At 42.9% G+C, this 14,844-nt stretch carries 4 protein-coding genes and 1 tRNA gene; 2 read left to right on the top strand and 3 right to left on the bottom strand.

Annotated features, from left to right (window positions below):
* Positions 1-15 precede the first annotated feature (15 nt).
* Positions 16-8,724, top strand: a complete 8,709-nt coding sequence (locus tag H7R39_RS03960; RefSeq protein ID WP_185898053.1) for a calcium-binding protein — start codon at positions 16-18, stop codon at positions 8,722-8,724.
* 257 nt (positions 8,725-8,981) lie between these two features.
* Here the strand turns inward: H7R39_RS03960 and H7R39_RS03955 are convergent.
* The 3 genes from H7R39_RS03955 to dapB form a co-directional block, all read right to left on the bottom strand.
* A tRNA-Met gene (locus tag H7R39_RS03955) sits at positions 8,982-9,058 on the bottom strand.
* 271 nt (positions 9,059-9,329) lie between these two features.
* The gene (gene purF, locus H7R39_RS03950) at positions 9,330-10,667 is read right to left on the bottom strand and encodes an amidophosphoribosyltransferase (protein WP_185898052.1); all 1,338 of its coding nucleotides are present in this window, start codon (positions 10,665-10,667) and stop codon (positions 9,330-9,332) included.
* Between the two features lie 313 nt (positions 10,668-10,980).
* Positions 10,981-11,748, bottom strand: coding sequence for a 4-hydroxy-tetrahydrodipicolinate reductase (dapB, locus tag H7R39_RS03945; RefSeq protein ID WP_185898051.1), 768 nt, complete (start codon positions 11,746-11,748; stop codon positions 10,981-10,983).
* Positions 11,749-11,890: 142 nt separating this feature from the next.
* Here dapB and H7R39_RS03940 point away from each other — a divergent pair, with 142 nt between their 5' ends.
* Positions 11,891-14,734: a M16 family metallopeptidase gene (locus tag H7R39_RS03940; protein WP_185898050.1), complete on the top strand. Its 2,844-nt coding sequence runs from the start codon at positions 11,891-11,893 to the stop codon at positions 14,732-14,734.
* Positions 14,735-14,844: the final 110 nt, after the last annotated feature.

Here is a 14,844-nt window from a genome sequence, read left to right as displayed (position 1 = left end):
TAGAAAGGATTAACAATGAGTAACGATGTAAGCAGTAGAGAGGCCAAAGCAAAGCATGAGCTTGATAAAGCTTATGAGAGGCTTTTGAAAAATGCGGGTTTAACCAAGCTGATAATAGAAGAGTTTGGTAAAATGAAAGATGTAGCTAAAGTTTATGATATTTTGACATCTTTAACAGCAGCCCCACTAGAAGGAGGAGATGCGCTTAAGGAAGGAATAAGGAAATTGAATAATTCCTTTAAGGGTGTGGGCATAGGTTTTACTGCCGTGCAAGACGGACTGAAAGATGGTCTTGATTCAATGATGATTGGTGCATTAGTAGATGTTGGATTAGATTTTGGTGTAGAATTGGCTATAGGGTTTTTCAATAAGCCATTATCTGGGGCAATTGGTTTATTTACTACTGGCATAGGCATCGGAAATCTAATAAACAAAGCAACCGGCTCTCCAGAGTTAGATATCAATAAATGGCTTAAAGAAAGGATAGAAGAACTTCGAGGTGTAACGACCGACCTGCCTGAAATAAAAAACGGTATGATGTATCTAACTATGCGCGACGGTACTATATACGCAAGATCTCTAACCGAAAACGGAATGCATTTTATATCGGGCTCAGATAAACCCGACGTCCTCTTCGGAGGTGCCAACAAAGACATCCTAATAGGACACGGGGGAGGAGATCTTTTAATAGGAGGAGCCGGAGTAGATGATTATTTCGTAAATAACGGCGATATAATAGACGATAGCGATAAAAGAGGAAGGATATTTGATAGCGCAACCCAAAAACAATATACCGGAGGAACGTTTGATAAAAAATCGGGATACTATATCGGGGAGAACGGTTGGTATAAAATAGAAGGAAACGATCTGATAATAAACAATAAGATCACCGTAAAAGGATTTAATAAAGACAACAACGATCTGGGAATAACGCTACTAGAGGCCGACGATATAGCAATAAGCATAAGGGGCAAAACGGTCTTGTCCGAGCAAGGTAACGGAAAACATAGTGAAGGTTATAAGATAGAGCTGAATAGAAGCTTGGAAAAAAATGAATGGATGATAGTAAAAGTCCTAAACGATAACGGCGAAGAGAGATATGTGTTTTACGGGGACGTCCCGAAGGAGTATTATGATGCGCTTTTTTCAAAGAAAGTATATGGCGATACTACATATCTGAGCTGGAACGGAAATACTACGTCCAATGAAGACATAAATGTCGCCGTTAGCGTGAGCGTATATGCCCACTCGGATAATATAAAGGTAAAGTCCATAACTCCGTTGGGAGTAACCATAAAGGACGATGACCGTGACCCAAAAGAGGATCTTCCCGAAACATACGATCCCATAGTAATAGATTTCAATAAAAACGGTATAACATCTACCAAACTCAATAACACGGTGCATTTCGATCATGATAATAATGGTTTTAAAGAAGCTACGGCTTGGATAGAAAAGGATGACGGACTACTGGTACTGGATAAAAACGGTAACGGTAAGATAGATAACGGAAATGAACTGTTTGGAAATCATACCATCTCAAATACCATATACAGATATACGGATAAAAAAGCTACCAACGGATATGAAGCTTTAAAGGCTTATGATCTAAATAATGACAATGTCATAGATGAAAAGGATGAGATATTTAGTAAGCTTAAAATTTGGAAGGATGCAAATTCAAACGGTATAACAGACGAAGGAGAGCTTAGCTCACTTACCCATAACAATATCAAAAGCATAGATTTAAACTATAAAGAGATAGCTATGGATGAGAATTCAAATACGGTAAAGCAAAGCTCTAAAGTTACTCTTAAAGACGGCTCCGTTTTGAATGCCAATGACGTATGGTTTAAAGTAAATTTGGATAAGACAAAAGAAGAAGATATAAATATCCCGCTTGAAATAAGATCTCTTCCTCAGGTCAAAGCATTCGGAAATCTAAATTCACTTCAGATAGCGGCAAGCAAGAGTGATACTTTAGCCGCTATGATAAATCTATATCTGATGCTAAACCCTGAAGATAGAAAGAAACACATAAACGATATAGTCTATGAATGGGCTGGGGTAAATGATATGGACCCAAACTCCAGAACTATATCCATCGATAGCAGGATGGTAAATGTTTATGAAAAGATTACGGGGAAACCGTTTACTTGGCACGGAAACTTTAATGATGAAAATATCAGAATATCTGCCAATATCATCAAAGAAAGATTTGACGTCTTTAAACACTACGTCTACGCAACGATAGAGCTTCAAACTACATATGCCGATATTGATTTGGATACGGAAACTATGAGCTTGGAAAATAATGTAAAACCAAGCTATAAATTCGACGCTTTAAATTCTAAGCTTACTCAACTATATAAAGACAATCGGCATGACGAAATCAAAAACTTAATGGATATAGTCAGAGAGGCCGGCGCATATAAGCCTGTGTTTCAGGAAACTCTAAAAACAAACTTGATAAGTCTTTGCAGCAGTGATAATAAATTCTTATCTCTATGCTTAAATACCTATATTCAAGGAACCGACGATGACAATACGATCAATGGAAGTTTTGAAAACAATTTTATAGTAGGCGGCAAAGGGAATGATATTCTTTATGGTGGAGGCGGAAATGATATATATGCATTTGCTAAAGGCGACGGTAAAGATACTATCTATGATACGGCAGGTAACGATAAAATAGAATTTAAAGAAGGCATAGCTCCTGGCGATGTGAGCTTTAAAAGAGAGTTAGACAAACTCATAATATCAATAAAGAGCGGTAGCGAAGCAGACGGTGACAGCATAACCGTCCAAAATTTCTTCTCCGTAAACCCTGCGATAGGAAATAACACCGTTAGAACGATAACGTTTGCTGATGGAACCGTTTATGATTTCAATAAAATTCTTGAGCTGACTCCGCTAAATTCTACCGATAAAGACGACAAGCTTTATCTAACGGACGATAACGACACCTTTGATGCGGGATCAGGAAATGATGAAATTTGGGGTGGTAACGGAGATGATACATTAAGTGGTGGCAGAGGCGATGATATTCTTTATGGAAATAACGGTAATGATACGATTTACGGAAACGAAGGCAATGACGTCTTGCATGGGGATCTAGGCAACGATACGCTAATAGGAGGACGAGGAAACGATCAACTATACGGAGAAAGTGGCAATGATACCTATATATTCGGCAGAAATTGGGGAAACGATACTATAATAGAAAACTACTATGACCGCAATAATATAATTAAATTTACTGACAATATTACCAAAAACGATTTGGTATTTAACAGAAATGACCGTGATTTGATTATTTCCGATAAAGCCGGCGCTAATTCTATATGCGTAAAAGATGTTTTTTATCTATCTTACGATTATGCACAATTAAATTCAAAAATATCCAAGATAGTATTTGCGGATGGTAGCGAAATCTTGGAAAAAGACTTTATAGATCCGCTATTAATCAATCCAACCGATAACGATGATAAACTGGTGGGGGCTTTTGACGCCAACTATACTATCGATGGAAAGGGTGGGAATGATACTATTATTACAAACAAAGGCAATGATACATTAATAGGCGGAAAAGGCAATGATACTCTTATGGGAGGAGAAGGCGACGATACTTATATTTACAAAAAAGGAGATGGAAACGATATTATACGAGATCTTAACGGCAATAATATAATATATTTTAAAGATATCGGACGAGACGGGATTGAGTTCTTAAAAAATAATGATGACCTAATTATTAAAATAAAAGAGAGCAATGAGACTATAACCATAAAAGATGTATTGCATAGCTACCAAAGAGATTACGTTAATTTTGCTTTTAAATTTATGGATGAAAGTATTATGAACATCCATGACGTACAATTTTCTTTAACCGGAGACGACGAGAATAATGTTTTAAGGGGTTACACTACTAGCGATACCATATACGGCAAAAAAGGAAACGATACTATCTACGGCGGGGCCGGCAACGATACATATATCTACCATAAAGGCGACGGCAATGACATTATATATGATTTGCAAGGTAGCAATATAGTAGAGTTTAAGGATATTAATAGAGATGAAGTGGCTTTTACGGAAAGCCGCGGCAGTCTATTGGTAACGATAAGGGATACTAATGAACAAATAACTATTATGAATTTTTTTAACTCTGAGTCGTCTAGTATGAGTTTCGGGTTTGCCGACGGAACTACTTTAGACAAAAACGCAGCAAAGGCAGCTGCCCTGATAGGCGACGATAAGGATAATATAATCCAAGGATACTATTCCGACGATATACTAAAAGGTAACGACGGAAACGATACGCTTTACGGCGGAGGAGGTAGCGATACTCTAGAAGGCGGTAAAGGAAATGATATCTTAGTAGGCAATACGGGAGTAGATACTTACGTATTTGGAAGAGGGGACGGACAAGACGTTATCTATGCGCTAGACGCCGATTACGGACGATTTAATATAGACGATAAAGGAAATTATAATATTTCATACTACTACAATCAACAAAACTCCAAAGGCACAGATATCATTAAATTTAAAGAAGGCATAACTAAAAACGACCTAATCTTTGAAAGAGCGGGCGCTAATAGGCATGATCTTTTAATAAAAATAAAAGATACCGACGATTCTATTACCGTAAAAGATATGTTTAGCGACGCCGTAAGTTCAAGAGGCATAGATAAAATAGAGTTTGCGGACGGCTCTTTTATGAGTACCGACGATATATACAAAAATACTCCTCTTGTGATAAATAGAGCTGATCAAGAACGAACAAACGGTTCCGTATACTCAGACACCATAATAGGAAACGATCAGAATAATATCGTATACGCCAATGATGGAGACGACACCCTAACCGGAGGCAAAGGAAACGACTACCTAGATGGAGGAAACGGAAACGACATTTACGTATACAATAAAGGCGACGGAAGCGATACTATCTATGATACCGGAGGAGCAGATACTATCAAATTCGGTCAAGGTATCTCTAAACAAGACATAGTTGTCAAACGAAGCGAACGAGTAAATGCTGACGGCCGCAAAGAGTATAGCGATATAAAGATATCCTTTAAAAACTCCCCAAATGATTCCATAACCATAAAAGACATAATCGCTAGCAATAAAGTAACCGAAGAAAATAAAATAGAAACCTTTGAGTTTGAAAACGGTGAAAAGCTAAGCTTTGAAGATATTAAAAAGCTATCTTTAGTGGGTTCAAATGAGAGCGATACCTTGATAGGCTACGTTCATTTCCATAATATAATGAGCGGCAACGAAGGAAACGATAAGCTCTACGGTCAAGGCTGGAACGATACTATGGACGGCGGAGAAGGAGATGATATAATAGAAAGCGGTAGCGGTAACGATACTTTAATAGGAGGAGCGGGTAACGATACTCTAAACGGAGGCATAGGCGACGACGTATATATCTATAATAAAGGCGACGGCAAAGATACGATAATAGACGGGGGTGGAACGGACGTTATAAAATTCGGGCAAGGCATTAATAAAGAAGATTTGATTGCCACTAAAATCGGCAAAGGTTATTATGGAGACATTGTATTAACTTTTGCTAATTCGCAAAACGACTCTATAACCATAAAAAATATAATCTTAGCCGGAGAAATCAATAACGCCAATAAAATAGAAGCCCTTGAATTTGCCAACGGCGAAAAGTTAAAGATTGAAGACATTAAGTTAAACATAATAGGCACCGAAGAAAATGATAATATGCGAGGCTATGACGGTTTTAGCAATATCATTAAAGGCAATGGCGGAAACAATAATATTCAAGGCGGAGCGCTAAATGATACCGTATACGGCGGAGAAGGTGACGATACTATAGACGGAGGAACCGGCAACGATATACTTATGGGAGGCGAAGGAGACGATAGGATTTACGGCGGAGAAGGTGACGATACTATAGACGGAGGAACCGGCAACGACGCTCTTTACGGCGGCGACGGAGAGGATAAGCTGATGGGAGGAGAGGGCAATGATAATCTTTGGGGTGAAAGCGGTAACGATACGCTAATAGGAGGAGAAGGTAATGACGAGCTTTGGGGCGAAAGCGGCGATGATGTCATAGACGGAGGAAACGGTAACGACAATATTCAAGGCGGAAGCGGTAATGATACGATAACGGGTGGCGATGGCGACGATATTATAAAGGGCGAAGACGGTAATGATATCATAGACGGCGGAACCGGCAACGACGCTCTTTACGGCGGTGGCGGAGAAGATACGTATTTATTCGGTAAAGGCGACGGGCAAGATACCGTATCTGCGGATGGGAACGATATTATTAAATTTAAGGCAGGGATCACTCGAGACGATTTAATACTCAGGAGATCAGAATATCAAAAAGACGGTTTTGATGACGGTTTGATATTAACGATAAAGAACTCGTTAGATTCAATTACAATAAAAGACGTTTTTAAAGACGAGAGTAATAGTCAAGGTATCAAAGGCATAGAATTTAACGATGGCTCATCTATGAATCTTGAAGATATAAAAAAAGGAGTACTTATATCTTCCGACTCGGATCAAAAAACTTTTTACGGCTTTAATTCAGACGACACTATCATAGGCGGGGACGGCAACGAATACCTATATGGAAAAGGCGGCAATGATACCTTAATAGGTAATAAAGGAGATGATATTATATCGGGAGGCGACGGGAACGATATTTTAATCGGCGGAGAGGGAAATGACGAGCTGCAAGGAGGCAGCGGAAACGATACCTACGTGTTTGGACGAGGAGACGGCAATGATAAAATCATAAATTACGATAGCGATTCTGGCCAAAACGATATTATCAAATTTGAAGAGGATATAACTAAGGACGATTTGATATTTAAAAGAGTTAGAACATCGGATGGCGTTGGCGATCTTGTTGTATCTATTAAAGGAACAAAAGATTCGATTTGCGTATCGGGTATGTTTAACGTTGTGGATAATAACCATATATTAAACGAGCAATACAAAATAAATAAGATCGAATTTAGCGACGGTTCTTATATGGATTTAGAAGCCATACAGCTAGCCTTAAAAAATAATAACGTTATAATACATAGTAGCTATTTTTGGCGAAACAATGAGGGTAGCGATGAGGATGACGAAATATACGGCGACGATGATAGCAATTATCTGGCAGGTAATAAAGGTGACGATATTTTAATAGGCGGTAAGGGCGCGGATAGGCTTGACGGCGGAGAAGGGGCGGATACTTACGTCTTTGCTAAAGGAGACGGTAACGATATTATATCTGCGGACGGCAACGATATTATTAAATTTAAAGAGGGAATTTCTAAAGATGATCTTTTAATAACTAGGGAATATAGCAACTTAAAGATAAACTTTAAAAATAGCGACGATTCTATTACGGTTTCTGGTATGCTCTATGAAATAGATAGCAATTCTCAAGGAATAAAAGCTATAGAATTTAGCGACGGCTCGTCTTTGAGTCTTGAGGATATAAGAAAAACCGTTCTTGTTAATAATGATTCGGTGGATGCTTATGAAACGATAAGCGGTTTTAACTCCGACGATTTAATAATTGGCAACTCCAAAGATAATGTCATAATAGCCAGGGGAGGCAACGATACCGTTTACGGCAAAGAGGGAAACGATACGATATCGGGCGATGCGGGCAACGACCTTTTAATAGGCGGAGAAGGCGACGATACGTATGAATACAATATGGGAGACGGTAACGATACCATAGATAACACCGGAGGCGGAAACGATACTATATTGTTCTCTTACGGTATATCTAAAGACGACGTCTCATTTAAAAAAGACGGCAACGATCTAATAGTTACCGTAAATAAAGACTCTAGTCAAACCATAAACGTCAAAAATCACTTCCTGGGAGGAGATTATGCTATAGACCAAATCAAATTTGCAAGTAACGGTAGCGTATTGAGCCGTAAAGATATCTTAAAACTAATGAATACCGTTCATCTTACCTCAGAGGGCGGCAACAATAATCTGGTAGATAAAGGACAAAAAGATAACGTTTATACCTATGCGGGAGGCAGAGTAACCATAAGCGACAACGGAGGATACGATAAAGTTATCTTTAAAAACAAGACTTATAGCGTAAACTACAGTAAAAAGGGCGATAATCTTTTGATAAGCGCAAACAAGATAACAGCTTCTAATAATAACGTCCTTGAAGTAAAAGACTTCTTTAAAGGAGCCAATCATATCATAGAAGACTTTGATCTAAGCGAATACTCTTTGGTGACCGCCAGAAGAATATACGAGGACTTTGGCATAACCTATCCCGTAGCTCAAAGCAAACAAGAGGTTCTTACCGGAGGAAAAGAAGATAACGTATATATCTATACCGGGGGAAGAAAGATTATAGACGATAAGGGAGGAAACGATAGGGTCGTCTTTCAAGGATTAGAAGAGGGGCTATTTTATAGACAAAAAGGAAATAACCTACTAATAAGCACGAAAAAGATGACTACGGATAACGAAGACGTCTTGGAAGTCAAGAATTTCTTCTCCAGTAAAAACTCTATAATAGAGGAATTTCAAATAACTGATTACTGGAGCGTATCGGCTAGAAAGATATACGAAGACTTTGATGAGACTTATCCAGCTAGTACCTCTACGCAAAACGCTCCTTTGGCTTTGTTGGGAACCACAAACAAGAATAACGAGGCCAGTCTGAACGACAGCGCATCCGATATGTAGATATGTAAACTAGAATGCCCAAGCAGAACCAGAGCGGTCGGCTTGGGCTAAAATACTACAAATCCAAACCAATAGTGCCCAAGTGGGATACAAATATTCTTTTTACTTTTGTGAATTTTTTATAAAAAAGATGGTAAAATTACAAACGGCTTAAATTTTTGCTACATAAATTTTAAATTTGCTACAAACTTTAAGCTATATTTTATGAAAGGGAAATGCGATATAAAATCGTAGAAAACCCGTATTTTAGGGCTTGTTGGTGTCACGGGGGAGACTTGAACTCCCGACCTCCGGCTTATGAGACCAGCGCTCTAACCAGCTGAGCTACCGTGACGTTAAAGTTCGCAATTATATTCAACGTTTGCTTATATATTGATAAAATATTTTCATTTTTGCGTAGCAGGGCGCCCAAAAGTCAAATTTTAAAATTTAAATTTGCGATTTTCGGGCGCCAATTTGTCAAATTTAAACCAACAAAAATCCAAATTTGAGGCAAAAACGTCAAAAACCAAAATTCGCATTTTCAAGGCGCGGGTTTTGCCGCTCAAATTTGGAGAGTTCAAATTTACTAAAATAGGTCAAATTTGAAACGGCAAAAGCCGAATTTACTTGATAAAATAATCCCCGTCAAAGCTAACCAGCGAGTACTTGCGCTCGCTGCCGATGCTGCTAACTAGCTCGTCCACGTCCAAAAACTCGAGGCTGTCCGCGCCGATATATTCGCACACCTCTTCGGGTGTCTTGTTTGCGCTGATGAGTTCCTCGAAGCTCGGGGTGTCGATGCCGTAGCGTTCAGGGTATTTTAGCTCGGGGCAAGCAACCTTAAAGTGTATCTCTCTCGCGCCCGCGTGACGAAGTAGCTCGACGATCTTTTTGGAGGTCGTGCCGCGCACGATGCTATCATCCACGACGACCACGCTTTTGCCCTTGAGCAGGCTCGCCATCGGGTTTAGTTTAAGTTTGACCTTGAGGTTGCGCATCTCTTGCGTCGGCTCGATAAATGTGCGGCCGACGTAGTGATTACGCACGATAGCTAGCTCAAACGGTATCCCACTAGCGTTTGCGTAGCCTAGCGCCGCCGGCGTGCCGCTATCTGGTACCGGCACGACGAAGTCCGCGTCGATCTTGCTTTTTTTGGCTAGCGTTTCGCCCATTTTCTTGCGCACTTCGTAGACGCTTTTGCCCTCGATGACGCTATCGGGGCGCGCGAAATAAATATACTCAAACGCACAAACCCTAGGCTCCGCTTCAAAAAGACGCACGCTCTCAAACTCGCTTTTGCCCTGCTCGAAAACCAGCATCTCGCCAGGCTCCACGTCGCGGATAAAAGTCGCGCCTACCAAATCAAACGCGCACGTCTCGCTAGCTACGATGTAGCCGCCGTCTTTTAGACGTCCTAGCGAGAGCGGTCTCACGCCCCAACGGTCGCGGATGGCGAAAATTTTGTGACGCGACTGGATGAGTAGGCAGTAGGCGCCTTTGATTTGTTTTAGCGCCGCAACGATACGGTCTTGTAGGTGTTCGCTGTGGCTTCTAGCGATGAGGTGGACGATGTTTTCGGTGTCCATGTTGGTCTGAAATATCGCGCCCTCGGCGATCAGCGCGTTGCGGACTTCGTCCTTGTTTACGAGGTTGCCGTTGTGTACGACCGAGATCGAACCCAGCGCGTAGTTTGCCGCGATTGGCTGGGCGTCGGCGGCGGAGCTTTTGCCCGCGGTGGCGTAGCGGTTGTGTCCGATCGCCATGTCGCCTTTTAGCGCTTCAAAGCTCTTTTTGTTAAAGACCTCCGTCACGAGCCCGCGACCCTTGACGGTCTCGATATGTCCCTCGTCGCATGCGCTGATGCCGCTTGCCTCCTGGCCTCGGTGTTGCATCGCAAATAGCGCGTAGTATGCCGTTCGCGCAGCGTCTTTAGAATTTATTACTCCAACTATCGCACACATTTTTTTTCCTTTTTTTAGGGCGTTATCTTTTTGCCTTATGCTTCGTTAAAATTTAAATTTCAAGCTCGGCAGACTTTATGTCTAGCCTACGCTTAAAATTTAAATTTCGCCTCGCCTAAGTCAAAAATATCGCCGCCGATTTTCTGTAATTTTCAAGAAAATATCAAAATTTAACATAAAAAATAAGGCGAAATATCGCGAGATGAATTTGAAAGTTGCGCAGAAAATTTGGGCGAGGCTAGACGTGCGGTCTGCCGCAAGCCCGAATTTTCAAGCCCTTTCAAAGGTGCTCGCGAGATAAGCCGTTATTGTCTCACAGCCCAAGGCAATCATCTATCCCGTACAGCCCGCTTTGCTGCCCAGCAACCCAAATAGCCGCCTTTATCGCGCCTTTGGCAAATGTCGCGCGGCTAGTTGCGGTATGATTTAGTTCGATAAACTCGCCCTCGTTGTAAAATCCGACCGTATGCCTGCCTACGACGTCGCCGCCTCGCACGGCCAGGATCGCGATCTCGTCCTTGCTGCGAGCTCCGACCATGCCGTCTCTACCCGTTACTAAAACGTCTTTTAGATTTAGCCCTCGAGCTGCTGCTACGCGCTCACCTAGCGTTAGCGCCGTGCCGCTTGGAGCGTCTTTTTTGTGTCTGTGGTGCTGCTCGACGATCTCGGCGTCAAAATCGCGCAAAGCCTTTGACGCAAGCGCCGCCAATCGGTTTAAAACCGCGACGCCAAGGCTCATGTTGGTAGCGTAAAGTATCGGCATCGCCGCGCTTGCTAGCTTGAGCAGGTTCGCGCCGTCCTCGCCAAGACCCGTCGTGCCGACGACTAGCGGTTTTGGGTCGGTGCGAGCGTAGTTTAGCAGATTTATCGCGCCCTCTTTGATCGTAAAATCGATAACGACGTCGCAGTTTGCGAAAAGCTCGTCAAATTTGTCCGTGAGGATAGCGCCCTGGGGCAACGCAAAGTCAAGCGGCTCTATCGTATATGCCGCGCCGAGTTTCGCGTTTGGCTCGTCTTTTAGGCACTGGGTGATCATGCGTCCCATTTTGCCGCTTGCGCCGTGGATTCCTATTTTTACCAAAATTTATCCTTTAAAATTTGGGCTAAATTTAGCATAAATTTTATAAAAAATAAATTTAGCACGGCCGCCGCCTTCGCCGCGCGCGGGCAAAAATATTAAAAATCGCGCTATATAATCGACTTTTTAAATTTAAAGGACGACGATGAGGAAAATTTTATTTTTATTTCTAGCCGTTTTTGCGGCGAGCGTTTTGGCTAAACAAGCGCCGGTTGCGCAGGCGGCTAAAATGCGGCAGGCGGACGCAAATTTGAGCGCGTCAAATTTGACGGCGAAAGATAAAACCGCGCAAAAGCTCAATTTGACCCAGGATCCAGCTATCATCAGCGGCGAGCTAGCAAACGGGCTAAAATACTACGTCAAGGAAAACAAGCAGCCCGCAAATTCGGCATATTTTTATCTAGTCGTAAACATCGGCTCGACCGACGAGCGCGAAAACGAGCTTGGGCTGGCGCACTTTACCGAGCACATGGCCTTTAACGGTAGCCGCGAGTTTAGCAAAAACGAGCTGGTGAAAAAGCTAGAGAGCCTCGGAGTGGCCTTTGGCGCGGATCTAAATGCGCAGACTAGCTACGATCAGACGAGCTATCTGCTGGAAATCCACGTAAACGAGCAAAATTTAAAGGACGTTTTTCGCGTTTTTCGCGACTGGATCGACGGCGTGAGCTTTGACGCAGCCGAGCTGGACAAAGAGCGGGGCATCATCGTCGAGGAGGAGCGCGCTAGAAACACGCCTGCGTATAGATTTTACATCAAAAACCGCGTGCCAGAGCTATACGGCGATAGCATCTACGCTAAAAGGTCGCCTATCGGCGATATGAATATCGTAAAAAACGTCGACGTAGCGACCATAAAGGGCTTTTACGAACGGACGTATCAGCCTAGATTTATGAAATTTATCGTAGTCGGCGACTTTGATAAAAAGCGCATCGAGGAGATGATAAAGCAAAGCTTTAGCTCGGCTAAAAACACGAACGACTACGCGAGCCCCGATAAAACTATCCCTATAAAAAGCGGCTTTAGCGTAAACAACTACGACTCTGCCGAGATCGGGCTAAACTCTATAAATTTGATCTTCACGCAAAAGTACAAATTTGACGACGAGATCCAAAGGCTCAGGCAAAATTTACTCGCAAACTACATCTCAGATCTAGTCGCGATGATATACGAGCAGCGAAATTTAGCCCTGCGCGGGCGATTTTACTCGCCGATAATCGAAGACCAAAACGTGCTTTACGCCTTTGAGATAAACGCCGTCGAGGATGATTTTAGCGGCGCGCTTAGCGATCTGGCGGGCGTTTTAAAGGGTGTGCAGAAATTTGGCTTTAGCCGGGCTGACTTTGAAAGCGCGAAAAAAGATTTTATAAACTCGGCTAAAAATGCCTATCTGCAAGCGGGCAACAAGCGCTCGAGCGTGGTTGCGGCAAATATCGAGGAGACGACGAGGATCGGCGGCGTGTTGCTAGGCGAAAAGGACCTGCGCGACGTTACCTTGGCGCTGCTTGAGGGCATTAGCCTTGAGGACGTAAACGCAGAATTTAGGCGGATACTAGGCATCGACGCAAAAACTTTAAACGTTATTAGCGCCAAAGGAGAGAAGCTAAACGAGGCTAAATTTGATCAAATTTGGGCGGAAGCAAAGCCCTACGATACGTTAGCCTCAAATCAGGCAAAGAGCGAGCTTTTCGACTACGGCGCGTTAAAGCCAAAAAATTTCGTATCAAAAAAGCATAACGAAAAGCTTGATTTTTATCTTTACGAGCTGCCAAACGGCGCGCGCGTGGCATTTAAGGAGGTAAAAACCAAAAAAGACGTCGTCTGGCTAAGCGCGGTTAGTCGCGGCGGCACGTCAAATTTGCCAAAACCAAAGCAGGGCGCGCTAGCAGTAGAGGTCTCAAACGAGAGCGGGGCGGGGGAGTTTAGCAACTACGATCTGGCTAAAATCCTAAGCGGCAAGCAGCTAAGCTATAGTAAATTTATCGATCAGCTTTCACAAGGATATAGCGCGAGCTCGGCTAGTGCGGACTTTGAGTGGCTTTTGCGCGCGCTGTTTTTGGAGTTTAGCGAGCCTAGATTTGACGAAAACGCGCTAAAAAAGACAAAAATCAACGAGCTTGAAAAGCTGGAAAAAACCAAAAATCTGCCCGAGCGCAAATTTCGCGACGAATTTGCGAGATTTTTCTACGAAAACAATCCGCGAACAAACCCGCTCGAGGCCGCGGACATAAACGAGCTGCAGATGAACGACGTAAAAAAGATAGTGAAAGAGAAATTTACTAACGCGGCTTCGTATGATTTTATCGTGGTCGGCGATCTAAATTTGACCGCAGCCGAGCCGCTTTTGCAAAAATATCTGGCAAATTTACCCGCACGCGCACAGCGTGAAAACTTCGTAGATGACGGCGTAAGGACGATTTTGGGCGAGCGGGAGTTTAAGCGAAGCTACCAAACCACGCAGCGAAGCGACGCCGCGATGATAATGAAAAACGAAAACGTGAAGTATTCGCGCCCAGAGTTACTGCGCGTAAACGCCCTATCTGCGGTGCTTTCGATGATGTTGCGCGAGGACGTGCGCGAGGACCGCGGGCAGGTTTACGGCCTGGGCGTGCATATGAATCTCGCAAAATATCCGTACGAAAGCTTCACCGCGCATTTTGGCTTTACGGCTGCGCCTGATAACGTAAACGCCGTGCTGGGCGAGATAAAATCAAACGTCGCCGAGCTAAAAGGCGGCGCGGACGTCAAACGCTATCTGCAAAATTTCAAAAAATCAGCGCTCGTAAAAATGCGCCAATCCTACGTTCAGGGCGAATTTTGGACGCGCGCGCTCATGCGCGAGCTGGTTTTTGGCGATGAGGTTTTGAGCCTGGACGAGTACGAAAAGGCGGTAAATGCGCTCACCGAGCAGGACGTGAAAGACGCAGCGAAGCTCTATCTGGATGAGAAAAACGTCGTGATAAGCGTAAACGATCCCGCCGCGGCGAAGTAAATTTAAGCCTCGGCGGTAAATTTGATTTGCTGCCCGGGCGACGAGCGAAATTTGGCTTTAGATTTGACTAAGGACTGTTAAATTTGAAGCTAAATTTAACCCTCGTCAAA

Source organism: Campylobacter massiliensis (assembly GCF_014253065.1).
In the GTDB taxonomy this organism is placed as follows: Bacteria; Campylobacterota; Campylobacteria; order Campylobacterales; family Campylobacteraceae; genus Campylobacter_A; species Campylobacter_A massiliensis.
Note: the sequence above shows the minus strand (reverse complement) of the source record. Positions and strands in the feature narration are given on the sequence as shown.